Origin of the sequence: Paenibacillus sp. EKM10P (assembly GCF_011800655.1) — a bacterium.
In the GTDB taxonomy this organism is placed as follows: Bacteria; Bacillota; Bacilli; order Paenibacillales; family Paenibacillaceae; genus Paenibacillus; species Paenibacillus polymyxa.
The window spans coordinates 757,033-782,983 of record NZ_JAALET010000001.1 but is presented as its reverse complement, the minus strand read 5'-3'; the positions used below and the strand labels follow the sequence as shown (position 1 = coordinate 782,983).

General features: G+C 45.3%; 23 protein-coding genes. 5 read left to right on the top strand and 18 right to left on the bottom strand.

Translation table 11 applies throughout. The features are described from left to right. Positions 1 to 65: 65 nt before the first annotated feature. From HFE01_RS03560 to HFE01_RS03550, 3 genes are all read right to left on the bottom strand, one after another. Entirely contained in the window at positions 66 to 767 is a 702-nt protein-coding gene (locus HFE01_RS03560; RefSeq protein WP_016819605.1) for an HAD family hydrolase, read from the bottom strand. An 83-nt stretch (positions 768 to 850) separates the two neighbouring features. Beyond that, the gene (locus tag HFE01_RS03555) at positions 851 to 1,513 is read right to left on the bottom strand and encodes a class I SAM-dependent methyltransferase (protein ID WP_103042351.1); all 663 of its coding nucleotides are present in this window, start codon (positions 1,511 to 1,513) and stop codon (positions 851 to 853) included. Between the two features lie 24 nt (positions 1,514 to 1,537). After that, positions 1,538 to 4,381 (bottom strand): bifunctional glycosyltransferase/class I SAM-dependent methyltransferase, encoded by a 2,844-nt coding sequence (locus HFE01_RS03550; protein ID WP_107734372.1) that lies wholly within the window; start codon positions 4,379 to 4,381, stop codon positions 1,538 to 1,540. 394 nt (positions 4,382 to 4,775) lie between these two features. On the opposite strand from HFE01_RS03550, the gene HFE01_RS03545 reads away from it, so the two are divergent. Then, positions 4,776 to 5,849: a glycosyltransferase family 2 protein gene (locus HFE01_RS03545; protein WP_107734373.1), complete on the top strand. Its 1,074-nt coding sequence runs from the start codon at positions 4,776 to 4,778 to the stop codon at positions 5,847 to 5,849. A gap of 161 nt (positions 5,850 to 6,010) precedes the next feature. On the opposite strand, the gene HFE01_RS03540 is transcribed toward HFE01_RS03545, so the two are convergent. From HFE01_RS03540 to HFE01_RS03510, 7 genes are all read right to left on the bottom strand, one after another. Continuing rightward, entirely contained in the window at positions 6,011 to 6,580 is a 570-nt protein-coding gene (locus HFE01_RS03540) for a manganese catalase family protein (protein WP_016819601.1), read from the bottom strand. A gap of 40 nt (positions 6,581 to 6,620) precedes the next feature. Then, positions 6,621 to 7,103, bottom strand: coding sequence for a spore coat protein CotJB (locus HFE01_RS27535; protein WP_107734374.1), 483 nt, complete (start codon positions 7,101 to 7,103; stop codon positions 6,621 to 6,623). A 1-nt stretch (position 7,104) separates the two neighbouring features. Continuing rightward, complete coding sequence (locus HFE01_RS03530) at positions 7,105 to 7,329, bottom strand: spore coat associated protein CotJA (protein ID WP_016819599.1); 225 nt, start codon at positions 7,327 to 7,329, stop codon at positions 7,105 to 7,107. 293 nt (positions 7,330 to 7,622) lie between these two features. Beyond that, entirely contained in the window at positions 7,623 to 8,981 is a 1,359-nt protein-coding gene (locus tag HFE01_RS03525; protein WP_107734375.1) for a hemolysin family protein, read from the bottom strand. A gap of 106 nt (positions 8,982 to 9,087) precedes the next feature. Then, positions 9,088 to 10,218 (bottom strand): radical SAM/CxCxxxxC motif protein YfkAB, encoded by a 1,131-nt coding sequence (gene yfkAB / locus HFE01_RS03520; RefSeq protein ID WP_107734376.1) that lies wholly within the window; start codon positions 10,216 to 10,218, stop codon positions 9,088 to 9,090. A gap of 97 nt (positions 10,219 to 10,315) precedes the next feature. Further along, entirely contained in the window at positions 10,316 to 11,476 is a 1,161-nt protein-coding gene (locus tag HFE01_RS03515) for an HD-GYP domain-containing protein (protein ID WP_019686832.1), read from the bottom strand. Next, complete coding sequence (locus HFE01_RS03510; RefSeq protein ID WP_107734377.1) at positions 11,430 to 12,884, bottom strand: bifunctional metallophosphatase/5'-nucleotidase; 1,455 nt, start codon at positions 12,882 to 12,884, stop codon at positions 11,430 to 11,432. The genes HFE01_RS03515 and HFE01_RS03510 overlap by 47 nt, the downstream gene beginning before the upstream one ends. Positions 12,885 to 13,157: 273 nt before the next feature. Between HFE01_RS03510 and HFE01_RS03505 the strand changes: the two genes are divergently transcribed. After that, positions 13,158 to 14,222 carry an HD-GYP domain-containing protein gene (locus tag HFE01_RS03505; RefSeq protein ID WP_107734378.1) on the top strand — a complete coding sequence of 355 codons (1,065 nt, stop codon included), beginning with the start codon at positions 13,158 to 13,160 and terminating at the stop codon, positions 14,220 to 14,222. Positions 14,223 to 14,393: 171 nt separating this feature from the next. On the opposite strand, the gene HFE01_RS03500 is transcribed toward HFE01_RS03505, so the two are convergent. Continuing rightward, positions 14,394 to 15,248, bottom strand: a complete 855-nt coding sequence (locus HFE01_RS03500) for a manganese catalase family protein (RefSeq protein WP_107734379.1) — start codon at positions 15,246 to 15,248, stop codon at positions 14,394 to 14,396. A 227-nt stretch (positions 15,249 to 15,475) separates the two neighbouring features. On the opposite strand from HFE01_RS03500, the gene HFE01_RS03495 reads away from it, so the two are divergent. Further along, positions 15,476 to 16,315, top strand: coding sequence for a manganese catalase (locus HFE01_RS03495; protein ID WP_016819592.1), 840 nt, complete (start codon positions 15,476 to 15,478; stop codon positions 16,313 to 16,315). A gap of 212 nt (positions 16,316 to 16,527) precedes the next feature. Here HFE01_RS03495 and HFE01_RS03490 read toward each other — a convergent pair whose 3' ends face one another. The 7 genes from HFE01_RS03490 to HFE01_RS03460 all read right to left on the bottom strand — a co-directional run bounded on the left by HFE01_RS03490 (position 16,528) and on the right by HFE01_RS03460 (position 23,175). Then, positions 16,528 to 16,890 carry a YmaF family protein gene (locus HFE01_RS03490; RefSeq protein ID WP_016819591.1) on the bottom strand — a complete coding sequence of 121 codons (363 nt, stop codon included), beginning with the start codon at positions 16,888 to 16,890 and terminating at the stop codon, positions 16,528 to 16,530. A 257-nt stretch (positions 16,891 to 17,147) separates the two neighbouring features. Beyond that, positions 17,148 to 18,545, bottom strand: a complete 1,398-nt coding sequence (gene sufB, locus HFE01_RS03485) for a Fe-S cluster assembly protein SufB (RefSeq protein ID WP_016819590.1) — start codon at positions 18,543 to 18,545, stop codon at positions 17,148 to 17,150. Between the two features lie 30 nt (positions 18,546 to 18,575). After that, positions 18,576 to 18,998 carry a Fe-S cluster assembly sulfur transfer protein SufU gene (sufU, locus tag HFE01_RS03480; protein ID WP_013309555.1) on the bottom strand — a complete coding sequence of 141 codons (423 nt, stop codon included), beginning with the start codon at positions 18,996 to 18,998 and terminating at the stop codon, positions 18,576 to 18,578. Continuing rightward, a complete protein-coding gene (locus HFE01_RS03475; protein ID WP_167438184.1) occupies positions 18,988 to 20,211 on the bottom strand; it encodes a cysteine desulfurase in 1,224 nt (407 codons plus the stop codon). Before HFE01_RS03475 ends, sufU begins: the two co-directional genes overlap by 11 nt. After that, a complete protein-coding gene (gene sufD / locus HFE01_RS03470; RefSeq protein WP_064963853.1) occupies positions 20,208 to 21,512 on the bottom strand; it encodes a Fe-S cluster assembly protein SufD in 1,305 nt (434 codons plus the stop codon). The genes HFE01_RS03475 and sufD overlap by 4 nt, the downstream gene beginning before the upstream one ends. Before the next feature lie 23 nt (positions 21,513 to 21,535). Continuing rightward, complete coding sequence (sufC, locus tag HFE01_RS03465; protein WP_167438185.1) at positions 21,536 to 22,318, bottom strand: Fe-S cluster assembly ATPase SufC; 783 nt, start codon at positions 22,316 to 22,318, stop codon at positions 21,536 to 21,538. A gap of 386 nt (positions 22,319 to 22,704) precedes the next feature. Beyond that, positions 22,705 to 23,175, bottom strand: coding sequence for a Dps family protein (locus HFE01_RS03460; RefSeq protein ID WP_014599598.1), 471 nt, complete (start codon positions 23,173 to 23,175; stop codon positions 22,705 to 22,707). Between the two features lie 309 nt (positions 23,176 to 23,484). Here HFE01_RS03460 and mtnK point away from each other — a divergent pair, with 309 nt between their 5' ends. Further along, positions 23,485 to 24,717, top strand: a complete 1,233-nt coding sequence (mtnK, locus tag HFE01_RS03455; protein ID WP_167438186.1) for an S-methyl-5-thioribose kinase — start codon at positions 23,485 to 23,487, stop codon at positions 24,715 to 24,717. Then, positions 24,714 to 25,823 (top strand): S-methyl-5-thioribose-1-phosphate isomerase, encoded by a 1,110-nt coding sequence (gene mtnA, locus HFE01_RS03450; RefSeq protein WP_016819585.1) that lies wholly within the window; start codon positions 24,714 to 24,716, stop codon positions 25,821 to 25,823. Before mtnK ends, mtnA begins: the two co-directional genes overlap by 4 nt. The last annotated feature ends 128 nt before the right edge of the window (positions 25,824 to 25,951 follow it).

Below are 25,951 nucleotides of genomic sequence, written 5' to 3'. Positions count from 1 at the left end.
TCGTTTGCATGTATTATTTATATGGTACGCCACAGCGATTTATAACCTTATCTGCGTTTTCACCGTTACTCGGCGTTTTTATAAAGCGTAAGCAACTGCGTAAAGTCTGTAATAATCGCATCGGACCCTTCCAACTCATCATTCACACCAAATCCAGCATAAGCACAGCCGATCACCGTCTGTCCGTTCTTTTTGCCAGCTTCCACATCTGAGGAACGATCTCCTACCATCCATACATTCGAAATATCGTGCTTGCTCAACAGAATTTCTAGCAAATTCACTTTGGAAAGCGTACTGTATTCCCCAGCGCTGTACAGTCCTTCAAAAATAGGAACCATTTCATACGCTGCAGCGATCCCCTTTACATAATCCTCCAGCCCGTTACTGGCTACGAATAATCGGACACCTTGCTCATGAAGTGCCTGAAGTGTTTCTTTTACATGTGGATACAGAGCATGACTTCCATTCTTCAATCCCTCCAGCTCCAGCTGAAGCAACAACTCGTCCGCTCTTCTGTGAGCTGCTTCACTGGCTTCTGGCATCACTCTTCTCCAGATTTCATCCAGCAGCATACCCAAACTATTCAAAATAAGCTCCTCGGGAGGAGTCTCTCCTTCATAAAGCCCTTCGGCGCGCAGCGTATCAAACAGCTTGTGGTACGCAGGAAGCAGCAGCGTCTCCGTCTGGAAAAGTGTACCATCCATATCAAATACCATAGCCTCAGGTTTCTTCAACACAGGTGCATTGTTCATGTAGTTATCAGTCATTCCTTTCCTATGTAAGTTTACACTCCAACCCCTCTCATGATAAGCAATAAGAGAGGTCTGTGTAAACCTCATTGCGCATACCGTTAACTCTTATATTTTTTTAGAACAGTCCTAAAACAATGTAAACCGCCCCACATATCTGTGTGTAGAGCCCCCCGTGGAAGCTTGAGATCCACACCACTCCAATACGAAAACCCCGCTTCTTCTATCCATTGTTCCATCGTTGAAAGATCCACTGTAGGATAATCAAATGTCAACAGAAGCATGCCGTCATCCCGTAAAGTTCGGTGAAATTCACGCAAGGCTGCCAAAGATTCATCGGGGGTTAAGTGCTCCAACACTGATATACATACAATTTTGTCAAAACTGGCATCCTCATAGGGCAGAGCAGTTAAATTGGCATGTGCGGAGTGGAGCCGAACCGGTAAAATCTCCTGAATGCGCTCAGCAGCCTCCTCCCCAATATCCCGCCGCACCTCAGCCAAGATGGCATCTACAGAAACGATGCGTATATCCAAATCGCAGGCATAAACCTGAGCGCAACGGCGGGCCAGCTCAAATTTGAATGGATGAGGGATTCCACATGCCGCGTCCAATACTGTATCTTGCCCAGACATAAATTGAAGACACCACTCATACTCATAGGGACGACTCCACCAGCTTTGAGGGAGTCTGTAAATCATATTGGACGAATTGGGATCAGAATATACAAAAAAGCGAGACAGATACGGGTCAGCCATATTCATGAATGTAGCCTCCTTTGGAGATGTTTAGATTACTCTTGCTACACAGCATAATTCATGGCCCCGTTTCTCACCTTGAAGCTTAGCCAACAATCCCATTTGCTCTGTAAAGGCAAGCTCACCGTACAAAGGATGTGCTTGCAGCAAGGCATCCAAACCAGCAGGAAGCTGGCGGGTGAACAAAGCCACCGGGCGCAAGCCGGACTTTTCCAGCAAGAGCGTCAGTGTATGATCCGAATAATGGTACAAATGATCTTCCTCCGTAAATAAAGGTGAGTGAACGCCATAAGCCTCGTTGGTAAACGAATTTTTATTGGGCACCGTAATATATAACGTTCCGTCAGGTTGAAGCTGTTCACGCAAATCCGTCAAAAATGCGACCGGGTCCGCGATATGCTCCAGCACATGCCAGCATGCTATGGCTTCGTATTGGTGCTCCAGAGGTAAGTCCGCTTCTTCCTCTAAACTTTCAGTCTCAATCGCTTCCTGATCTTTATAATCTTGGTTAATTTCTAGAGATTGTTGAATTTGAGCATCTAGCTCTGTTTCACCATTCCAATAACCCGGTAATAATTCCACCTCATATTTGCATTTGGCATAGGCACGCGATTCACTGGACGGCTCAATGCCCACTGCATTCCAGCCAGCTTGAAGGGCAGCATGGATAAATTCTCCAGTCCCTGAACCAATCTCAAGCAGCTTTCCTTTTTTGGGACTGAACATATCGAGCAGCATAAGTCCAAAAAGCGCATGATCCCCATAGGTAGACGCCGCTGCACTATCCCGCATAGCAACCCAATTGGCATTATAAATCTCTGCTATCATTTTCTCAGACTGAATATGATCCACATCCTTACGAAAAACCAATCCACAGAAGCCGCATCCCATCAAGGTAAAGTGTTCATAATTGTGAAATACTATCGTGTCGGCTGAGCCACACAATTTGCATTTTACGCTCTGTTCTGCTCCTCTCCCCTTCTCCTTACCATAAGAAATAACCTTGGCTTCACCTTTAATTTGGAGATCGGGTTTGTTCATGACCTGCACACTGGCCACCTTGGCGACATCCAAGTCGTTTGCCTGCTGCGCAGGTTCATATTCTGGTGTAGGTTCTTTTTCTGTGTTTTTGTTGTCCTGATCGACCCAGAGTGTAAGTCGTGGATTCGGGTCCAAAATGGATTCATATTGCTCTTTCCAGCCATAACGAGCACTTGGGTCAAGCAGCTGATATCGCTCAAATTTGGCCATGCGAATAGCAGGTGTATACCATCCCCAATGCTGAATACGGTAGTTGCTGATCTCAGTGGGAAGGTCAAGTACATTTTCGGGTAATCTCCCACAGTGCAAGGACTGCTCCTTCCATTTATAAGGGAACCCCTCTTTATAGCGAATTAAAAAAGGACGGTAATACCGATGAGCCTGCCAATACTCATCATCACGGTAATGCGTCGAAGACCACATATCAAACAACCTGAAACAAATCGTATCCGCTTTCGTTCCCGCTAACAAAGAATGTACCCCTTGGGCAAAGCGGGATTCGAACATTTCGTCAGCATCCATGCTTAATATCCATTCGGGAGAAGAAGCCAATGTCTCTCTCCACTGCTGCTTTCGAAGTTCGACTTCATTGATAAAAGAGGGTGTTTCATTGCGGATCAGACGCAGAGGGATTCCTTGTAAGATTTCCCGGCACAACGCTCCGCTATCGTCATGACTACCATCATCAATAATGACTGCTTCATCAATGTATTCCCGGTGACTCAGCAGCACGTCTGTAAGCTTGCGATCTGCCTCATTGCATACCGTCATGGTCAGCGTCAATTTAGGATTAGAGACAGGCGGTGTATAAAGCTCACTTTGTCGTGGACCAGTGAACGCCGGGGGTACAACAAACGAATCTGCCGTGTACTTGGCAAAGACAGCAGTTTCGCGGAGATCATCGGGTATAACTGGAGGTTCATTGAATTTAGGGGTTCTTGACGATGCTGGACGATTGAAGGCTGGAGAGCTTGGAGAAATATCGGAGTGTTCCGCATGTGTTACATGCTCTGGGCGGTTCGATGTAAAGTACTTTAGGGTGAATAATAGCTGTTCTGCCTTCATTCGATCGGCTTCCCGATATAGATGCATTGCCGGATAGTGTGTGTCTACAAAAAGTGGAAATCCAAATGCAGCCGCTCGAATACAAAAATGTCGATCTTCTCCCCAATAAGAAACGTTTTTGATTTTACCAAAATGAATCCCTGCTTCCAGCGCCCGTCTGCGGATTAAGGTACACGCCCCTAGACCACCCACCTCATACAAACCTGGAACATGCAACTGATGTATAAAATGCAACTCACGTTGCGCTCGCTCCTCTGCGGACAACACTTCGCCATCTTCACGATGGAACAAGTTATATTCATCACTAACCCACACTTGAGGCAATAGCGGTCCTTCCGGTTGCCAGCGTGTCCAGAAAATCTCTGATACAATATCCTTCTCCGTCTCCACCAGCCTGCACAAGGTACGGGAATGGAGAACCAGGTCTGAATCGACCAGAAACAACGCGTCATAATTGTGCTGAAGTGCATAATCAATAAGACGATTTTTAAAGCCAGCCACTTTCCAGACAAGAGCAGGCGGCCAATAATGAGTGTGCTCATCACTTCGGTTCTCCACTTGCTGCGAGCCTGTTAACAAGGGTAAAACCCGTCCCGGAAGTCGATTGGAAAAGTCAACTAGCCACTGGCTTGAAATCGGATTGTCATTATCATCGACAAACAAATAATCTGGTAGCACGTCAGGTGCCTCCAGACGCTCCAATGCTTGAAGGAACAAAGACAAAATTTCCGGCTTCTGGTGCACCGGGCTGCCGATTAGTATACGCATGTGTCAACGCCTCCATCAGGCGGAAGCCTCATAACCATTCCCCCTCCATGTCCTAACGCATACCATAATTGCGACCAAGCGATATGGGAGTGAGCTTGGTATGAATGGACTTACACCTGGAAATATCAATGAAAACGACATCAATACAAAATACAATCTCCCCACTCAACGATAAAACCCATCCTGTCGCACATCCTAACCCGGAACGTCACCCACATCTTCAATCCATACCCTTCCCCCAAACATCCAGCTTTGATTTTCTAATTTATTAGAGCAGAACTGAATTTATGATCATCATATCCCCTTTACATGTTCAAGCCGAATTACTACATAATGAGCAAGCTATCCTAATAAAATGGAAATTATACCAAGTTTTTTGGGAGGGACAGAGAGCATGGTGACTGTCAGCTTATGTATGATTGTCAAAAACGAAGAAGAAGCCCTTCATACCTGTCTGAAATCAGTCCATGACCTGGTGGATGAAATCATTATCGTTGATACTGGATCTACCGATAGAACCCAAGAGGTCGCTGCATCATTCAACGCTCGGATATACAACTTTGAGTGGTGCGATGATTTCTCCGCTGCCCGTAATTATGCGTTTGATCAGGCCACGCAAGAATATCAATTTTGGCTGGATGCCGATGACATACTGGAAGAAAAAGATCGACTATCCTTTCTCAACTGGAAAAAACAAGCCACCCTCTCTTATGACAGCATTACAATGGATTATGTGCTATCCGTAGATGAACAAGGACAGCCGTTGTATAAGCTCAAAAGAAACCGAATTGTACGGCGTGATCGCAGATTCAGATGGACCGGATTTGTTCACGAGTTCCTGAATGTAACAGGCAGCATCTTTCATAGTAATATGGCGGTGACTCATAACAAAACACGCGCTTATACTGCTCGTAATTTGCACATATATCTCAAGCATCGGGAGCAGGGCACCGTATTTTCTGAACGAGATCACTACTACTTCGCCAATGAATTATATGATAACGGACGCACACTAGAAGCCATTCAGCAGTACGAACATTATCTAGGGCTAAATCAAGGATGGATAGAAGATCGGATTGCTGCTTGCTTTAAGCTTGCGGATTGCTACGGTCGTCAAGCACAAAAACAGGAGCAGCGGATGGCACTGCTCCGCACACTTACCCTCGATGTACCACGCACCCAATTCTGCTGTGCTTTCGGCAATTTGTTCATTGAAGATGAGCAGTATGCTCAAGCCATTTATTGGTTTCGTCAGGCGACGCTGATTGAGCCCCCGCAAAATGTGATGGCCTTAACCAATTCGTCGTACTATACCTGGTTTCCACACTTGCAATTATGTCTCTGTTATGACCGAATCGGTGACATCGAAAAAGCAAAATCGCATCATCGCATAGCCCAGTTGCACCATCCTACTCATCCAAGTGTTTTATATAACGAGCAGTATTTTGCACAGCTAGACCAAAAATAATATTCTGTTGAGCGCCATTGAAAAAGTCGATTTCTTTTGTAGAAAATCGACTTTATTAGCTACAATCTGCTTTGTTTACAAGTTACTAGTTTTATAGATAGGAAAGGCCACCTGCACGTGATGCTTGCAGATGGCCTTTCCTATTCGTCATACAAGACTCCTCAGAACACCTTTTTCCGATCTCTTTCTCCCTTCAAAATTTCTACTGACTCACGGAAACGCAACGAATGAATCACCTCACGTTCACGCAGAAACTTCAAACTATCCTGCAAATCCACATCGTCTGTCAAATCAATCAGCCACTGATATGTAGCTCGCGCCTTTTCCTCTGCCGCAATATCCTCATACAGATCAGCAATCGGGTCACCTTTAGCTTGGATATAGGCCGCTGTAAAAGGCACTCCGGAAGCGTTTTGGTAAAATAACGCATGGTCGTGTGCCGCATAATATTCGCCTAGACCGGCTGCCTCCATTTGCTCCACACTCGCATCCTTGGTTAGCTTGTAAATCATAGTCGCAATCATCTCGAGGTGCGCAAATTCCTCCGTGCCGATGTCATTGAGTACACCGATCACTTTATCGGGAATCGTATACCGCTGATTCAGATAGCGCAATGCCGCTGCCAGCTCGCCATCCGCTCCGCCATACTGCTCCATCAGCAGTTTAGCCATATGAGGATCACATTTGCTGACACGTACGGGATATTGCAGTTTTTTCTCATATACCCACATTTATGTTCCTCCTTTATACAAAAGGTTGTCGATTCCCTACCTATACCTGCCACGGCCAAGGTGATTGGCTCCACTCCCAAGGATACTTGGAATAGGCACGACCAAAATTCTGTAAGGGTCCATATAGGAGTTGATACTCGTTAGCAATCGCCGTTCTTTCCTGTGTCAGCTTGTTGAACTGTTCGATGGCCTGCAAATCATCCGGGTGTGTATCCAGATACAAATTCAGTTCCACCAGCACAAAATCCACCGCTTGGAGCTTCTCCAATAGCGCATAAAACTGGGCATCACCCGGCTTGGTTTGAGGCGCATAGGCTTGGGGCGTATAACCTTGGATCGGTTCTCTGGGTTGACTATAGTCCTGGGCTTGATTTTGATACTCGTTCTGATATTGATATTGGTTCTGGTATTGATATGAATTTGAATAAGGGCTTTGAGACTGATTCGGCTGTTGATGTCCACCCTCAGGCTGATTTGGCTGTTGGAATTGATTTGGGGACTGACCCTGATTTGGATTCTCCATTTTATTCGCCTCCCCCCTGGTTTCTCCTAGGCTCATAAGGACTGTAAAGCAATGGCCATAGCGTTCCTTTCGTCAGTGCTTCCTCTGGACTGAATTGTGGCAGACCAGGGGGCTGAAATTGTATAAACAAGTTTGGCGGGAGCACATAAGTCTTGCACAGAACGGGCGGACACGGATCGAACGGGCCGACAAACGGGGCATACTGACCTTGCTGTGGAAATTTCACGGGCCGGGACCTCCTTTAATTGATCCATCTGCTTTACTATTCAACATATGCCGCATCGCCCAAGTCTCGAACAAAAAAATAACGGATACAAATTTTTGTTCAAAGAAATAAACTATAGAACTGCTGCTCAAACTGATTATGGCATCCTCCCCGCTATCTATATTTCGATTGAATTGTGGTAGTAACTAACTCAAAAAGAGCCTTTAAAACCACGGTAACGTGGATTTAAAGGCTCTTTCTTTCAGCACTCTATATAACTACATATCTGAACTAATCATGGCTATCTCTGTGGATTAGGATTCCTCATCGTTAGAAAGCTCATCTTCAATGACAGGCTCAGTTTTACGGTGAATTTTCACTCTCATAATGCGAAGCCTTGTTGCTTCCTCCACTTCAAAGGTCAGATTATAAAACTCTATTTTCTTCCCTTTCACCGGACTGCCTTCCAATTCCTTGAACAGCCAGCCTCCGATGGAATCCACTTCGTCGTCTTCAATGTTCACTCCAGTTAAATCATTCACATCCTCAATGAGCATACGACCGTCCACAGAGATAAAGTCTTCCTTCATTTCCACGCTTGGACGTTCATCCTCAAACTCATCATAGAGATCCCCGACGATTTCCTCCAGAATTTCCTCCGCTGTCAGCAGACCGGCGGTTCCACCGTATTCATCCACCACGAGAGTCATTTGGGAATGCTTTTTCTGCATAAGGCGTAGCACATGACTTACTTCCATGGACTCAGGCACATTCAGAATAGGACGCACCACCGAGGTCAGATCCAGTTGCTCACCCTGCTCGGCTAACAGAAGATCTGTAATATGGACAAAACCGATAATCTGATCTTTATCCTCGACCGCTACCGGGTAACGGGAATGCTTGGTCTCACTGATAATCTTCAAATTTTCCTTAAACGACAAATTCGTGTACAAGCAATCCATATCAGTACGCGGCAACATGATTTCACGAGCAAGCAAGTCGGAAAAATCAAAGATATTATCCATCAGCTTGATTTCATCCTTATCGATTACACCGCTCTTGGCGCTCTGATTCATCAATATGCGGATCTCTTCCTCAGAATGTGCCGCTTCGGCTTCACTCGCCGGCTGAATGCCGAATGCCCGTAACAACATGTTTGCGGCAGCATTTAACACCCAGATTACAGGTAGAAAAACCTTATAAAAAAGCAGCAAGGGCGCCGATAAAAACAACGCCACACCTTCAGTCTTTTGAATCGCCAAAGACTTGGGAGCCAGTTCGCCCAATACAATATGCAAAAAAGTAATGACGCAAAATCCGACGACAACGGATACCGTTGTAATCAGTGTACCGTCAGTTACACCGAGTTTGTGCATGAGTGGCTCTATCAGGTAGCCGGATATTGCTGGCTCACCAATCCAGCCTAGCCCCAATGAAGCCAGCGTAATGCCCAATTGGGTGGCAGACAGATAAGCATCCAACTTTTGGTTCACCTTCAGCGCATAGCCTGCCAGGCGATGACCCTCACTTTGGAGCTGCGTCAATCGGGATTGGCGCATTTTGACCAGCGAAAACTCTGCGGCCACAAAAACACCGTTTAGAAAGACAAGCAGCAGTACCAAGAAGAGATTCACCCCTAGCAATCCCCAATGAAACTCGGTATGACCATCCAATACGAACTCCCCATTTCTTTAATTAGCATTTTGCACCATTCGACTTGTAAGTTATTCAATTCAGTATTTATGATCGGAAACTGTAATTGGAATCATGTAAAAATGCTTATAATTGCAAAGCTTTTCTTGATTTAAAGTCTACACCCTTGTAATACATATCTGCTACGAGTAGATTCGGTCCGCAACACGCAGCCGCATCACAATGACAGTTCACGGTCTGATTCAGCGGATGCTCATTCAGCCATTCACCGAAAATATTATCTAGACTGTTTTCCTGAATGTTTCCGAAAGCTGGAATGTCTGCAAAATCCGTCACATATACGCTACCCGTGAACATATTCACATTTACACGGTTTCTTCCGTCTGGATCATTACGCACCGTAATATTCGGTTCTTGTCGCAAACGGCGAAGCAATTTACGGTCTTCCTCCCGCTCTGAACAAGCAAAGAACGGTAGTGTACCAAATAACATCCACATGTCCTGATTTCGTACATCCAGCAGTTTATCAATCGAATTTCGCATATCGTCAAGGGACAGTACAGGCAAGGCAGAAGCAAAATTCGACGCGTACATCGGGTGAACCTCATGCCGGCGGCATCCCATTTCGTTGATCAACTGATGAATGCCTCCTAGCTTCGTGTGTGTCCGATAATTAATCATGGATTCAGCTGAAATGAACATTCCCATTTCGCTCAATTTGCGTGCATTCTCTATCATTTTTTCATACAGGCGCACAGCACCCGCTCGTGGAGTCGGACGTCCGGTATTTGCAAATCCCACTTCATAGAAATCGTCAGCATTTAAATAATTAAACGATATATGCATGACATCCAGATACGGAAGCATCTTCTCATATCTTCGGATATCCAATGTCAGGTTGGAGTTGATTTGCGAACGAATACCGCGCTCTTTAGCATACTTCAACAGCGGAACGATCACATCGTCCACTGTTTTATCAAGCAAAGCAGGTTCTCCGCCTGTAATACTTATTGTCTCCAGATGCTCAACTTCATCCAGGCGCTTCAGCATCAGATCTAAAGGAAGAAAAGGGGCCTCCTTCATAACCAGCATGTCACCGACGGCACAATGCTCACAGCGCATATTACATAAATGTGTTACGGTCATTTCCACACTTGTAAGCAAATGACGACCATGCGTACGCAGTGATACAATCGGGTCCCACGGATCATACGTTGGCGATATTTGGGGTAGCGTGTTATCTTGTAGAACTGTCATTATGTTTTCACCTTATTTCTGTTATTAACCTCAAAAGACGTATAATTATCATATCATGATGTGTAAAGTGTCTGCATGCTTTCTTCCACATCCTCTGCTAATCTACGTGAACTCCTCCGAAAGGACCGGTAGCTGCACCCAATGTGTTTGTAATCATAACCGAAAGGGATACGGACAAATCCACATCATAAGGCGCCTTCAGTTCCTGTCCATCCTGGTCTCTTACAATACGAATGACAGGCCTTTGCGGGATTTTGGGGTGTATACGCACTACGACTCCCTCTTCCCCTGTGTTGAGCACCACAGAGAGCCCCAGAGGATAAATAGCTACACAGTCACGAAAGGCTTCCAGCATCCGCTGCTCATACAGCGTTCCTGCCCCGGCGTATAGCACCTCCATCGCTTCATAAGGCAGCAAAGCCTGCTTGTATATTCGACTTGCCGTCATCGCGTCATACGAGTCCGCCAGACCGATCCATTTCGCATATTCGTGGATTTGGTCCTTTTTCCAACCATGTGGGTATCCACTGCCGTCAATACGCTCATGATGCTGTAATGCACAATGAGCTGACAACAAGGGAATCCCAGGTTCGTCTTTAAGTAGCTTATAGCCGATCACTGTATGTGTTTTCATGTGCTCATATTCCTCGTCCGTCAATTTACCCGGCTTATAGAGCACTTGAGGTGAAATCTTCATTTTACCGATATCGTGCAGTAATGAACCTATCCCTAGCTCCATGAGCTGGTTATTATCGTAGCCATTGGATATCCCCAGGACTAGTGAATACAAGCATACATTCAAAGAATGATGATACAAATCCTGATCCGCAGCCCCGATATCCATCAACATTATGATGGCATCCTGGCGGCCTCCAATATCGTCCAGAATGGATTCCATTACCTTATAAAAAGACTTGCCAAAATATTTGTGCTTATGATCTACGGAGTAGGATGACAAACCCTGAAACTGCTTTTTGATTTCCTGTAGCGCCGCCGCCCTTGTCTGTTCATGGATCATCTCGGGTATGACGATATCTTCTGTCACTGCATCCTCAATGTATACATATCCAATTCCGACTTGGCCTAGACGTTCAATCAATCGCGAAGTAAGCTCAACACCTTCCGAGAGCAGCACCATTCCATTTTCATTGTATATTTTTTTGCCCAGCTTCATGCCGGCTCTCAATAATGTAACAGGTACCAGTCGCAGCTTAATCCTCTCCCGATTGTTTTGATACCTGAAGCCACCTAGCTGCAAAACATTCTTCCATCGCGCCCGGACGCTTCAACTCCATTTCAATCAAATCCCGTAAAAATTCTGGAAGCATAAATTGGAGATCTGTTCCGTTCGCAAGCACCTTATAGCCTGCTTTGAAAGTGAACATATCCAACGTGCCCACTGTGTATTCCTCATCTTCTTCCAAGGTTTGACCCGCTACACGAATGTCCGTCACTTTTTCATAAGGAGCACGGTCCGGATCATACTGAATGGTCAACCCTTCCACACACATGGTGCCAAGTACTTTGCCTCTAAAGCCAAAGCCGGTCATGGGCTTGTCTGTAAATTCAGGCAGCAGCGACTGCTCCAGTGCCAACCGAATGTCTCTTCCCCGCAATTTCATAACACAGGGATTAATCGGCGATGGGCATAAGGAATGTAGTATTCCTTTGCTAATATCTCCTTGAGGCAACGGACCAAGCAGTTGACCTGCATTGACGAGGGCAATTTCGGTGCCTGTAAAATGGGATACCGATTGTGCCAGCAAATTCCCGAAAGGGGACTCCTCATTATAGGCGATCTCCAATTCCCGATCCGTTACTGCCACCGTGCTCTCCATGGCGCGTTCTGCTTGTCTGCGATGCAACACAATGGCCGATGCCACTTTTTCGTCCAGCAGCGCTTGATCCACCGGAACTACGCCGCCTGAGGTAACTCGAAACGGTTCAAGACTATGGTTACGGGTTAGTGTCACTTCACCGAGCAACGTTCCGAACTTCCCGGCCCCACATAGAACGGTGTTCCCAATCTGAAGCGGTTCCTCCAGCACATGGTGGGTGTGACCACCAAGGATAACGTCAATCTCAGGAAACTGGGACGCTAATTTCTCATCAGAGGGTAAACCCAGATGAGACATCACGACCACCACATCCACCTGCTTTCTGAGTGCCGCAATCTGCTTCCCCAGCACCTCAAACGGATCAAGCACATCCCAGCCCAACAATTGATAAAACTCTGTAAAAGGAGCCGTCACACCTAGTAAACCGATCTTGATTCCTGCTTTGTTCAAAATAACGGAGTCCTTCATCCACGAAGGACTCCTCCCCGTAGCACGCTCTGTCAGATTTCCACATACAACTGGACAATGAATGCCTGCATATGCCTGTTCAATCATATCCGAGGTAAAAGTCAGTCCCTCATTATTACCGATCGTAATTGCATCGTATCCTGTCAGATTAATCACATCCACATTTGCCCCACCGAGCGTTCCTTCCGTTTCGGGGGCCATCCGATCCATGTGGTCTCCTATGTCCAGCACAAGAAGCGCATCCCCTGATGCAGCTCTTCGTTCATTGATCATCGCGGCTATCGAAGGCATACTGCCAAAATGACTATGGATATCATTGGTATGCAAAATGGTCAACGTTTGCCGAGTCGTCATCTCCATAACCGCCCTCCTCTATATTTTATATATCGACTTTGGAGCTTCTAATGTTTAAGCATACCATGTTATTTAGCAATATGGTACATATGAGGTGGACATAGATAGTGAAAATCATTGACATTGCCTTCTATTTGTAACTTAAAGGAGACGGGTCCTTGGGACCTATTTTACAGCTTGGAATAATAGTAAATTAGTCGTTGTCATCCCATATAATTCTTGATATATTAAGTTTGTTTCGTATTTTCGACAAATTTACGACAATAAGGAGGTTAGCGCATGAGAGTTCACGTTACCGATGCCAAGCCGGGCGATCGCCTCAAATCCGATACATACAATGGGCATGGTGTGCCTGTCATGATACAGGGCACCGAGCTTCAGCATGACGATATTTCCAAGCTCATTATGCACGGTGTCGATTATATTGACATTGATGCTGGTTCTGCGAGCATTCCGGCTGGCTTTGCCCCCGATGTTCCAGCTTCCCCCGAGTCCCTCAAACGCGCCGTTCCCCTCATAGAGCAGACGATCAGCGGCTTTGAAAGCATGTTCCTCGAAGCTTCCTCAACTGGAAAATTTGATGAATATCGAGTTGATGAGCTGTTCGGTCCTCTCGTTTCAGAACTGGCTCGTCAAAAAGATGTCGTATCTCTGCTGTTAATTATGGAACGGGGAGATCACTATACTTATAATCATTCTCTCCAAGTAGGTATACTGTCATATTACATTGCCACTTGGCTAGGATATACAGAGGAAGAGGCATATGCCGCTGGTAAAGCTGGATATTTACATGATATAGGCAAGTCCATGATACCGGATGAGATTTTGAACAAACCGGGTAAACTGACACCTGAAGAATTTCATGAGATGAAGAAACATTCTCTGTATGGCTATGATATTATTCGCAATTCAACCAGCGATGAGATTTCAGCAATCGTCGCCTTGCAGCATCACGAGCGCGAAGACGGAAGTGGGTACCCCCATGGACTGTTCAAGGAAGAAATTCATCCTTTTGCCAGCATAACAGCTGTTGCCGACGTATACAGCGCGATGATTTCCAATCGTGTGTATCAGACGAAGCAGGAGTTGCTGACTGTATTACGCGAGCTGCACAGTATGAGTTTTGGACATCTAAATCCAGAAACTACCCAAGTGTTTATCAGACATATGCTACCGAATTTTATTAATAAGCAAGTTCTATTGACTACAGGCCAGACAGGAACCATTATTCTGAACAATCCTGTGGATTACTTCAGACCGTTAGTAAGAATTAACGACGATGTATATATAGATTTATCCAGGGAACGCCATGTATCCATTGATGAGATTTATCTGGAATCCTGATCTGCCACTGCCACCCGGCGTTACTTTGTTTGTATGGAATGATTGTTCGAAGCACAGGTTACACGAATGAAAAGAGACTGTCCTTAATCCGTAGGTTTTTCCTACAAAGGACAGCCTCTTTTTGTGTTACGGATATAAGCCTAATTACTATCTGTATTTTTATATTTAATCCTAGGAGTTAAGATCTTGTAGACCTGGGCTATGTTCATTAGGCAATTCAGGCATATACGGAAGAGGAAAGCCTTCTGGAGGGTCAATGACATTCAAATCCCCACCGTTTCTGCTTGGAGTTTGCCCATTGAATATTTCTCCAATACGGGTAGAATCCAATCGAAAATTAAACTGTGCATTGTGAAAGCCCATTTCAACATACTTCCGACATTCTGGATACTTGTTAATATCGTAGTTTGGAACCGGGAACAATTTTCCCCAATCCACTCCAAGTGTCTCTAATGCTTTGGCAAATGCATTTTGATGAGCATTATCCCGTACAATCAAAAAAGCCAATGTTTCCCGGAATGTTTTGTTCGAGCTCATTTCGTAAATTCGAGATTTTTGCAGAACCCCTGTAGATTCGAGTACGAGATTATCAAGCAAATCACTAATCAGATTACCGTGGGAATAGACATAACTACCTAACCAAGGATTACCACTTGCATCAACGGGTAAGGAACTTTGAGCTCCCATAATAAAATGATGAGGATTGGCATGTTTTATCGTTTCATCCAAAGGAGCATGATCAACTCCAGCATCGCCGGCTTGGTCTTCACCTGAGCCAGTCAGAAGCTGATTTATAGTATGTTGGACCAGTTCAACATGACTAAGCTCCTCTAGAAAAACTCCTCGTATCAAATCTCTATACTGTACAGCGTTACCACGAAAATTATTACTTTGAAAGAAAAACTGCATCATGGTACGCATTTCTCCAAATCGACCACCCAATACCTCCTGAATCACTTTTGCAGCAGTTGGGTCGGGTTTATCAGGTACTATTAAGTTAATTAAATCTTCTCTATAAAAATACAATACCAAAACCCCCTTAGAGTTTTATTTTGAAGTGAAACATATGCTACCCTTCTTTATCATTTTTATACAAGTCAAAGAACCAGAAAAGTTATTTTCATGAAGGATTCTATCATTCTAGCAGTATTAGGGGATTTTATGGTTAGGCAGATCCTCGTTTTGTTGCGCATTGAATGGGTTAATATAGCATGGATTCACTAAACTGCTTTTAACCTATAGGAGGACTAATTATGTTTAGACATCAAAAAGAGTTGCAGTTCGAAGTGAAAGTAGAACGACCTGACCCTCTATTTGCCCGACAGGTACAAGAAGTTTTGGGAGGCCAATTTGGAGAAATGACCGTGATGATGCAATATTTGTTTCAAGGGTTTAACTGTCGCGGTGATGAAAAATATAAAGATATGTTAATGGATATTGGAACAGAAGAAATAGGACATGTGGAGATGCTGTGTGCTTTAATTAGTCAATTACTTGATGGGGCTAAACCAGAAGATCAGGAGCAAGCTGCCAAAGACCCTGTTACAGCTGCCATTATGGGAGGAATTAACCCGCAGCACCTGCTGGTCAGCGGTCTTGGTGGATTGCCTACTAATTCCAATGGAGTTCCATGGAATGGTTCTTACATTGTGGCTAGTGGCAATCTTTTGGCAGATATGCGGTCCAACCTGCATGCAGAGAGCCAAGGTCGATTGCAGGTAGCAAGACTATATCATATGACGCAAGACGAAAGCGTTAGGGCTACATTACGGAAAATGCTAGCACGCGACCGCTATCATCAATATCAATGGATGGCGGCAATTCAAGAATTAGAAGAAAAAAATGGTGTTGTGGTACCGGCTTCCTTCCCTCCTGAAGCAGAGCAAGAATCTCAGCCTGAAGCATATGAGTTTTGGAACTTGTCAGAAGGCGAAGAATCTAGTGAAGGTCTGTGGGCAACAGGAAGTGCGCCGGATGGAACCGGAAGCTATGTATACATCTCTAACCCCATTGCCAAAGGACAGATCTATAATGCCAAAATACCAGCAACCGAGTTGCATCATGACTTAGACCATAAAACTTCAGATAAATAAATATGTAGAAGCGAGCTGTCCCAACTTTTGGGGCGGCTTTGGCTTTTTGTCGACCTATTAAGGATCTGTAAACCCACTTCAAACGTAAACACGTATTTACACGTAACCAAAAAAAATAGAAGAAAGACGAACTTAAAAAGTTCGCCTTCTATACTAGCAGGAGATCCGAGTCGGTACACAATCGGCCTCTGCTTCAGTCAAACCATCGTTCATTAAACAAGAGGTTCCTCAATCAATGTTGCGAAATTAAACTGGTGTACATGACCATCATTTAATGTAGTCTGGCCCGTAACGAAATGTACGTGTTTTCCATTTCCGACTGGAATAGCTGGTCCTGTTCTAATCCTTCTCAGATTATGAAAATGGTTCACAAAATCAGTTTTCGTAAGATCAATTTCGTGGACATGACTTCTTCCAACTCGAATCGCTTGCCCAGTAACACCTGCAAAGCGGTGGTTATGTCGGTCTGCGCCTGCTTCAGCCAGTTTGGTACTACCTTCAAATTCATGTACATGCCTCTGTGTCTGTTTAGCTGAGATTGTTTTCTTCTTGACTACAGGTTTATTCTTCTGCATCCGTTGCCTGCCTCCTTATGTTTTGCAGTTTTTACAGTATCCTATTAAGCAAACATAGTTACGTGCTAGGCGATTATCTGCAGTCCTAACAATAAATTTTTGGTTTCACATGGCATTAGAAAAAAAGAAGAAGACGAACTTAAAAAGTTCGCCTTCTACATTTAAAAGGAAATTCGAGTCGGCACAAAATCGGCACGACTCGGATTAAACAGCTTTAATTACCTCAAGTACCTTGTCTCACCAAGGGTTACCGCGTTTTAACCGATACTACCTTCCATTTCGAACTTGATCAAGCGGTTCATTTCTACCGCATATTCCATCGGTAGTTCTTTGGTGAACGGCTCAATGAAGCCCATAACGATCATTTGTGTTGCCTCAGCTTCGGTCAGACCACGGCTCATCAGATAGAAGAGTTGATCTTCCGATACTTTGGACACCGTTGCTTCGTGCTCAAGTGTAATATCGTCATTCATGATCTCATTATAAGGAATAGTATCTGAAGTTGACTGATTATCCAAAATCAACGTATCACACTTAATATTCGATTTTGCACCTTGAGCCTGACGACCAAAGGAAGCTAATCCGCGATACGTTACTTTACCACCGTGCTTACTGATCGATTTGGATACAATGGTGGATGTAGTATCTGGTGCCAAGTGGATCATTTTCGCACCTGCATCCTGATGCTGGCCTTTGCCTGCAACAGCGATGGACAAGACCATCCCTTTCGCTCCACGACCTTTCAATACAACGGCAGGATACTTCATTGTCAGCTTGGAACCGATGTTGCCATCAACCCATTCCATCGTTGCATTTTCTTCAGCAACCGCACGTTTAGTTACCAGGTTGTAAATGTTTGGTGCCCAGTTCTGAATCGTTGTGTAACGAACGCGTGCGTTTTTCTTACAAATAATTTCAACCACAGCACTATGCAGCGAGTTCGTGCTGTAAATTGGAGCTGTACAGCCTTCTACATAATGCACAAAGCTGTCTTCGTCAGCAATAATGAGCGTACGCTCAAATTGACCCATGTTTTCCGAGTTGATACGGAAGTAAGCCTGCAATGGAACTTCACATTTCACACCTTTAGGCACGTAGATAAAGCTACCGCCTGACCATACCGCACTGTTCAGGGCCGCAAACTTATTGTCCGCAGGAGGTACGACTGTGGCAAAATACTCTTTCAGAATCTCAGGATGCTCACGCAACGCTGTATCGGTATCCATGAAAATGACACCCTGCTCTTCCAGGTCCTTTTGCATGCTGTGGTAGACAACCTCGGATTCATACTGTGCGGATACACCAGCCAAAAACTTTTGTTCCGCTTCAGGAATCCCTAGTTTATCAAAGGTTTCCTTAATTTCTGTAGGAACCTCTTCCCACGTTTTCCCTTGCTTCTCGGAAGGTCTTACATAGTACTGGATATCATCGAAATCCAGTTCATCCATGTCTCCGCCCCATTTTGGCATTGGCATTTTTTCAAATTGCTTCAATGCTTTCAGACGGAACTCCAACATCCAATCCGGTTCACCCTTAATTTTGGAGATTTCCTTTACAATTTCCGGAGTGAGACCCTTACCTGTTTGGAAAATGGACTTGTGCTCGTCACGAAAGCCATACTTATACTCTTCCATTTCCGGTGCTTTCTTGGCCATGTTTCTCAAACCTCCTCTGTTCTATTTAAATTATTTATCTTCGTCAATCCCTTTGCGCAGCGCGTTCCAAGCCAATGTCGCACATTTAATGCGAGCCGGGAACTTATTGACCCCTGACAAAGCTTCCAATTCTTCATAATCATCAAATTCGACCGCTTCGCCCTTCATCAGAGAGGAGAAGCGACTCGCCATATCCAAGGCCTGATCAATCGTTTTTCCTTTGACCGCTTCTGTCATCATCGAAGCCGAGGACATACTAATCGAGCAGCCTTCACCTGTAAAACGGGCATCCTCGACTACGCCGTCTTTCGTTTTGAGTTGAAGGGATATCCGGTCACCACACGTAGGATTATTCAAATCCACCGTAACAGCATCGTCCTCAAAACGTCCGCGATTGCGCGGATTTTTATAATGATCCATAATCACGCGTCGGTACAAGTCATCAAGTTGCATCGCCAAAATACTCCTTCGTTTGGATTAAGGCGCTGACCAGAGCGTCGATATCGTCTTCCGTGTTATAGAGGTAAAAGCTGGCACGTGCAGTTGCACTGGCTTTCAACCAGCGCATCAATGGCTGGCAGCAATGATGGCCCGCACGTATGGCCACCCCTTTGCTATCCAGTACAGTAGCTACATCATGCGGATGCACATCATCCAAGTTGAATGTTACAAGCCCGACATGACGTTCAGCAGGCCCGTAAATCGTCAAGCCCTCCACTTCACGGAGACGTTTAAGTGCATAATTCGATAGACGGCTCTCATGCTGTGCAATGGCGTCCAGTCCAATGCTTTCCAGAAAATCAATGGCAGCTCCCAAGCCAACAGCCCCAGCGATAATCGGGGTGCCACCTTCGAATTTCCAAGGTAGCTCCTTCCATGTGGATTCATACAATCCCACATCGTCGATCATTTCACCGCCAAACTCAATGGGCTCCATGTTTTCCAGCAACGCCTTCTTGCCGTAGAGTGCACCAATTCCTGTAGGAGCACACATTTTGTGACCAGAGAAAGCATAAAAATCAGCATCAATGTCTTGCACGTCTACTTTCATATGTGGCGTGCTTTGTGCACCGTCGACAACGATGACTGCACCTTTGCGATGTGCAATAGCAGCAATTTCTTTGACCGGATTCACAACGCCAAGTACATTGGAGACATGCGCAATTGCTACAATTTTTGTGTTTTCGGTGACGGTTTTCTCCACGTCCGCAAGATCAACGCTACCGTCCTCTTGAAGCGGAATATATTTCAAAGTTGCACCAGTGGCTTTGGCAACCTGTTGCCACGGAATCAGGTTGCTATGATGTTCCATCTGAGTGATGACAATTTCATCACCCTCCTTACAGTTAGCTCTACCGTACGAAGAAGCCACCAGATTCAGCGCGGTTGTTGTTCCGCGTGTAAAAATGATTTCCTGACTGCGTTTGGCATTCAGAAAACGGGCTACCTTCTCCCTCGCACCTTCATAAGCATCCGTAGCACGGCTACCCAAGGTATGCACACCACGGTGTACATTCGAATTATCAAATTCATAGTAGTGCTTGATCGCCTCGATGACCGCTAGCGGCTTTTGCGAAGTGGCCGCATTATCCAAATAAACCAGCGGATGACCGTTAATCTCCTGATGTAAAATCGGGAATTGTTCACGGATCAATGCAGTGTTCATTGGCCTAACTTCCTTTCAACAAGGCTTTGCAGCTGATGTTGAAGTCCTTCAAGCGGAATTTCAGATACGACAGGTGCCAGGAAGCCGTAAATAATCAATCGTTCAGCTTCTGCACGGCTAATTCCGCGGGACATCAAGTAATACACTTGCTCACGGTTAACCTGACCAACCGAGGCTGCGTGTCCTGCTGTTACATCGTCTTCATCAATCAGCAGGATCGGGTTAGCGTCACCACGTGCTTGCGGGCTGAGCATCAGAACACGTTCTGTTTGCTGACCGTCTGCTTTGGTAGCACCTTTTTCTATTTTCGTAATTCCGTTAATGATAGAAGATGCTTCTTCACGCATAACGGCGCGCGTAATCATCTGACTAGCTGAATTTTTACCAAAATGCTGTGCTTGTGTCGTATAGTTCAACTTTTGCGAACCAGAACCTACAGCAATAACCTTGGCATCCGAGTTAGAGCCATTGCCTTTGAGCACGGACATGGTATTGCTCGCTGTATTGCCGTTGTTCATTTCGCCTACAATCCATTCGATAGCAGCGTCATTTCCGAGCGTGGCACGACGAATGGAAATATCCGTTACTTGCTCTCCAAACTGATGCACTGTGGCATAACGTACTTTAGCGCCTGCATTCGCAACCACTTCTACCGCACCGTTATGAAGAACAGGTGCCGCCAAATCCGCAGATACATAATTGTCTACGTACGTCACGGAACTATGGTTTTCAGCTATGAGCAGCACATGCGGCGCAAACGTTGCAGTCGCATCATCCGTGAGGAACACAGCTTGAAGCGGTACGTTCAGCTCTACATTTTTAGGCACATAAGCAAATACTCCACCGTTCCAGAGTGCTGCATGTAGTGCAGATAATGAATTTTCTTCAGCCTTAATAACAGTGTTCAGGTGAGCTTTGACCAAATCAGCATGCTCTTTAACCGCCGTTTGCAAATCCGTGAAAATGACGCCTTGCGCCGCCAGTTCCTCGCTCAGCTTCACGTATACCGCACCGGAGTTGCGCTGGATGATCAGACCGCCCTCCTGTTGTTCTTTGACCAGATCAGCAATGGCTGCAGGAACCTGACCTACAGATGCAATGACCTCGCTCAGTTTATGTTGACCGTAATCGTTTAAATTCCAACGCTCGATTTTTGTTTTTTCAAATACCGGAAGCTCCAGTTGGCCTGCAAGCTCAAGTGCTTTTTGTCTGTCTTCGGCTAGCCAAGTTGGCTCGCCATTACGTTCGGACAGAACACGCAGTTGCTCGGAATCTACCGGAAGGATTGTTTGTGTTGTCATCAGTTTTCCTCCTCGCTTCCGGCTTACGCCTCTTGTCCTACAGTTTCATCAACGATACCCAGCTCTTCCTTGATCCAGTCGTAACCGTCCGCTTCCAGACGCTCTGCAAGCTCAGGACCACCGGATTTAACGATACGTCCTTGCATCATCACGTGTACATAATCTGGTTTAATGTAGTTCAACAGACGTTGGTAGTGAGTAATCACAAGGAAGCCACGTTCTTCAGAACGCATAGCGTTTACACCGTTAGCTACGATTCTCAAAGCATCGATATCCAGACCGGAGTCAATTTCGTCCAGAACGACAATTTTCGGATCAAGCATCATCATTTGCAGAATCTCATTCCGCTTTTTCTCACCACCGGAAAAACCTTCGTTCAGGTAACGGTGAGCAAACTCAGGATTCATTTCAAGCTCTTTCATTTTGCTTTCCATTTGGCGGATAAACTTAATCAGGGAAATCTCTTGTCCTTCTTCACGGCGTGCGTTAATTGCACTACGCAAAAAGTCGGAGTTTGTTACCCCTGCAATTTCACTTGGATACTGCATCGCCAGGAACAATCCTGCACGTGCACGCTCATCCACTTCCATATCCAGCACGTCTTCTCCATCCAAAGTTACTTTGCCATCTGTGACTTCATATTTAGGATGACCCATCAAAGCAGATGCGAGTGTACTTTTACCCGTTCCGTTAGGACCCATGATAGCGTGGATTTCTCCGCCCTTCATTTCGAGGTTAATACCCTTCAAAATTTCTTTACCTTCAATGGTCGCTTTGAGACCTTCAATCTTAAAGTTTGTAGCCATATTCGCAATACCCTCCAAAAAATGTAGTGTGGTGTCGAAATCAGAAAGTATATTTAAACAGGGGAGCCCCCTGATTTCAAGTAATATTTAAAAATTTATTTATAATCATTCTAAACTGATTCTCAATGATTCTCAAGTTATTTTATAATAAATATCTTTAAGGGTGCAACCAACAGACACACGTTATCCAACTTTCTTCATAAAATGTTCATCCTACCAAGCACACAAATAGCAAAATTCATCCTACGAATGATTATGTAGTTATAGTTTAGTACAAAAACCATGGGATACATAATCTCTTTTTTAGCCATAAAAACGCTACTGACAGCTTGACGTCAGTAGCGTTTTACATGTAAAGGGTTATTTTAGAACGAAAGCTTGAGGAGTTAGCCCAAATAAGAGCGCAGCATCCACATATGTTTCTCCAGATCCGCTTTATAACCGATTAGCAAATCTGCAGTAGGCTGGTCGGAATTACTTTCCGCCAGTTCGATACCTTCCTGAAACTCCTCACATATAGTCGCAAAATCCTCGATCAAAGTTTGTACCATCTTAGGAGCATCTTCATTGCCAGTGGCCTCGTCAATTGAGGACAGCTCTAGGTATTCCTTTAATGTTGCAGAAGGAGAACCTTTCAAGGCGAGCAAACGCTCGGCAATCTCATCCATTTTCAATGTCACTTCATTGTATAATTCTTCGAATTTAACATGGAGTGTATAAAAACTGGAGCCTTTCACGTACCAGTGATAGTTATGAATTTTCACATATAACACATTGAGGTTAGCGACTTGACGGTTTAAAAGTTCCTCCACCGATTTGGTTTGCGTATTTTTCGAGTTACTTGTTGTTTTAGCCATCATAAATCCCTTCCTTTTTCATCAAATTGACTTTCAGAAGCGTTTACGTATCCATCACCGTCACTGCTGACGGTAAGACGCCAGCGGGCATTTGAGTATCACCTGCCGGACGTCTGTTTCATATTTACCCTTTCTATACAGAGACGAAACAAAAAGAAGAGTTCTCTCTCTCTTCCAATCCATCATAAAAAAAATATACAAAAATTCAGTGATTTTCGTTATACTTTCTCTATCCTATCAAAATACTTGGTTTAATATTGTGATATTTTTCCACCATTTACATGTGCACAATTTACGGAGGTGACCTCATTGTCCAAATATCATCCCTTAACGACCGAAGAAGCAATCGAATTCGTGAAAAACATCCCCGGATTTTTCAGTCAGGAAGCCCAGCTGGAATGCCGAGAAATCGGTGATGGCAACTTAAATCTGGTTTTTCATATTACAGATTCCAAATCTAACAAGAGTATCATTGCCAAGCAGGCACTTCCCTATGTAAAAATTGTAGGTGAATCCTGGCCGTTGTCCCTGGATCGTGCCCGTATTGAACGTGAGGCACTTCAGCAGGAACACCAGCTTTGCCCCGAATTGGTTCCTGCGGTACTGGGCTATGACGATGAGCTTGCGCTAACCGTGATGGAGGATCTTAGCTCACACACAATCATGCGCAAGGGACTAATTGAAGGCAACACATACCCTCTTTTTACTAATCATATTGGGGAATTTCTGGCACGCACGCTCTTTTTCACCTCAGATTTGGGCATGAATCAGCAGGCTAAAAAAGAGCTGGTTAAACGCTTTATTAACCCTGAACTCTGCAAAATAACTGAGGATCTGATTTTGGATGAACCCTACCGATTTTCAGATAATAACAACTATGGTATGTACATTGAAGACGAAGCAGAGGCACTCCGTACAGATCAGATCCTTCATCTGGAAGTAGCTTTGCTGCGAGAAAAGTTTATGACACGAACAGAAGCACTGCTACACGGCGACCTCCATACAGGCAGTATTTTTGTAACAGCTGAATCGACTAAAGTCATTGATCCTGAATTTGCCTATTACGGCCCCATGGGGTTTGATATCGGAGCGGTCATCGCCAATCTGCTGTTGAACTACGCAGCACAGCCCGGATGGACTTCTAGCGAGACGGCGCTAAAGGAACGACGTGACTGGCTCCTGGAGACCGTCATTCAAGTATGGGAGCAGTTTGAGAGCAGATTTCGTACACTGTGGAACGAGCACGTCACCGATCATTTGGCACGTACACCCGGATATCAGGACTTATACCTCCAGAAAGTACTGCAAGATACGATTGGCTTTGCAGGGTGCAAAGTGATCCGCCGGATCATCAGCCTGTCGCATGTGGCGGATATCGATACCATTGCCGATCCTGATATCAAGGAAGCTGCGGAACGTCTCGCGTTATCGATCGGAAAAGCCTTGGTTCTCCGCAATCGCGAGCTTCATTCGATCCGGGAACTAGAAGATATTGTTCGGACAGCAACAGCGACCCAGACTAAAGGAGCATCACGCATATGAGTGAAAATAAAGAATCTCTCCCCGCATCCTCCCATGAAGCAACTGTATCTGAACAGGCTCTCTCTTCACTGGTATGGAAGGGAAACCACTTGTCCATGCTGGATCAGCGTCTACTGCCCGAAAAGATAGTCATGCTGGATTTATTCACCACCGAAGAAGTGTGGGATGGCATCCATGCCATGAAGGTACGGGGTGCCCCCGCCATCGGGATGGCCGCAGCCTATGGTGTTGTACTGGGTGCTGCCTCCTATCGAGGCAATGACGCTGCTGGGTGGCTGGAGCATGTACACGCAGTGTGCGGACATTTGGCTACCTCACGGCCGACCGCCGTAAATCTGTTCTGGGCTCTGGACCGCATGAAGAAGCGAGCCGGCGAACTCGTCACAGAGGCTGAGGTGGGCCAGATCGAAGACTGGAATGCAGGGCTGGAGCGTGAAGCTATAGCCATTCAGGCAGAGGATGAAGAAGTTTGTCGCCTAATCGGCATCCATGCTTTACCTCTGTTCGAGAATGGGATGGGCGTACTCACTCATTGCAACGCAGGCGGCTTGGCAACAGCGAAATACGGAACAGCGCTCGCGCCTATGTATTTGGCTCAGGAGAACGGTATCCACCTGAAAGTATTTGCTGACGAAACCCGCCCCGTATTGCAGGGTGCGCGTCTGACCGCCTTTGAGCTTCAGCAGGCAGGCATAGATGTCACCCTGCTCTGTGACAATATGGCAGGCATGGTGATGTCTAAAGGATGGGTGCAAGCTGTCATTGTCGGTACAGACAGAGTCGCCGCTAATGGGGATGTGGCCAACAAAATCGGCACCTATAGCCTGGCAGTGTTGGCGAAGGCGCATGGTATACCTTTTTACGTTGCTTCGCCACTATCTACCATTGATTTACAGACCGCTACAGGCGCAGATATTCCGATTGAGGAGCGTTCTGCGGAGGAAGTTACCGAGAGCTTTGGCAAAAGAACTGCCCCACAAGGTATCAAAGTCTACAACCCGGCTTTCGACGTTACACCACATGAGTACATTACCGCCATCATTACCGAAAAAGGAATTGTCCAAGCCCCCTTTAGCGAGAACCTTACCGCTTTGTTTGCCGATTAATTGTTCTTGCAGGTTATACACTTCGTATATAATTCAAATAGTTCCACTCGATAGAATGAAAAATTTCACAGAAAAAACCGGAGCCGTAGCGCCCGGTTTTTTAACTTTTTCTTTTTTGCTTTTATCCA

What these genes read in the sequence shown, in the direction of transcription:
- HFE01_RS03560 (WP_016819605.1), bottom strand. Translation starts at nt 767, where the DNA reads ATGACTGATAACTACATGAACAATGCACCTGTGTTGAAGAAACCTGAG.
- HFE01_RS03555 (WP_103042351.1), bottom strand. Translation starts at nt 1,513, where the DNA reads ATGAATATGGCTGACCCGTATCTGTCTCGCTTTTTTGTATATTCTGAT.
- HFE01_RS03550 (WP_107734372.1), bottom strand. Translation starts at nt 4,381, where the DNA reads ATGCGTATACTAATCGGCAGCCCGGTGCACCAGAAGCCGGAAATTTTG.
- HFE01_RS03545 (WP_107734373.1), top strand. Translation starts at nt 4,776, where the DNA reads ATGGTGACTGTCAGCTTATGTATGATTGTCAAAAACGAAGAAGAAGCC.
- HFE01_RS03540 (WP_016819601.1), bottom strand. Translation starts at nt 6,580, where the DNA reads ATGTGGGTATATGAGAAAAAACTGCAATATCCCGTACGTGTCAGCAAA.
- HFE01_RS27535 (WP_107734374.1), bottom strand. Translation starts at nt 7,103, where the DNA reads ATGGAGAATCCAAATCAGGGTCAGTCCCCAAATCAATTCCAACAGCCA.
- yfkAB (WP_107734376.1), bottom strand. Translation starts at nt 10,218, where the DNA reads ATGACAGTTCTACAAGATAACACGCTACCCCAAATATCGCCAACGTAT.
- HFE01_RS03510 (WP_107734377.1), bottom strand. Translation starts at nt 12,884, where the DNA reads ATGGAGATGACGACTCGGCAAACGTTGACCATTTTGCATACCAATGAT.
- HFE01_RS03505 (WP_107734378.1), top strand. Translation starts at nt 13,158, where the DNA reads ATGAGAGTTCACGTTACCGATGCCAAGCCGGGCGATCGCCTCAAATCC.
- HFE01_RS03495 (WP_016819592.1), top strand. Translation starts at nt 15,476, where the DNA reads ATGTTTAGACATCAAAAAGAGTTGCAGTTCGAAGTGAAAGTAGAACGA.
- HFE01_RS03490 (WP_016819591.1), bottom strand. Translation starts at nt 16,890, where the DNA reads ATGCAGAAGAATAAACCTGTAGTCAAGAAGAAAACAATCTCAGCTAAA.
- sufB (WP_016819590.1), bottom strand. Translation starts at nt 18,545, where the DNA reads ATGGCCAAGAAAGCACCGGAAATGGAAGAGTATAAGTATGGCTTTCGT.
- sufU (WP_013309555.1), bottom strand. Translation starts at nt 18,998, where the DNA reads ATGCAACTTGATGACTTGTACCGACGCGTGATTATGGATCATTATAAA.
- HFE01_RS03475 (WP_167438184.1), bottom strand. Translation starts at nt 20,211, where the DNA reads ATGAACACTGCATTGATCCGTGAACAATTCCCGATTTTACATCAGGAG.
- sufD (WP_064963853.1), bottom strand. Translation starts at nt 21,512, where the DNA reads ATGACAACACAAACAATCCTTCCGGTAGATTCCGAGCAACTGCGTGTT.
- sufC (WP_167438185.1), bottom strand. Translation starts at nt 22,318, where the DNA reads ATGGCTACAAACTTTAAGATTGAAGGTCTCAAAGCGACCATTGAAGGT.
- HFE01_RS03460 (WP_014599598.1), bottom strand. Translation starts at nt 23,175, where the DNA reads ATGGCTAAAACAACAAGTAACTCGAAAAATACGCAAACCAAATCGGTG.
- mtnA (WP_016819585.1), top strand. Translation starts at nt 24,714, where the DNA reads ATGAGTGAAAATAAAGAATCTCTCCCCGCATCCTCCCATGAAGCAACT.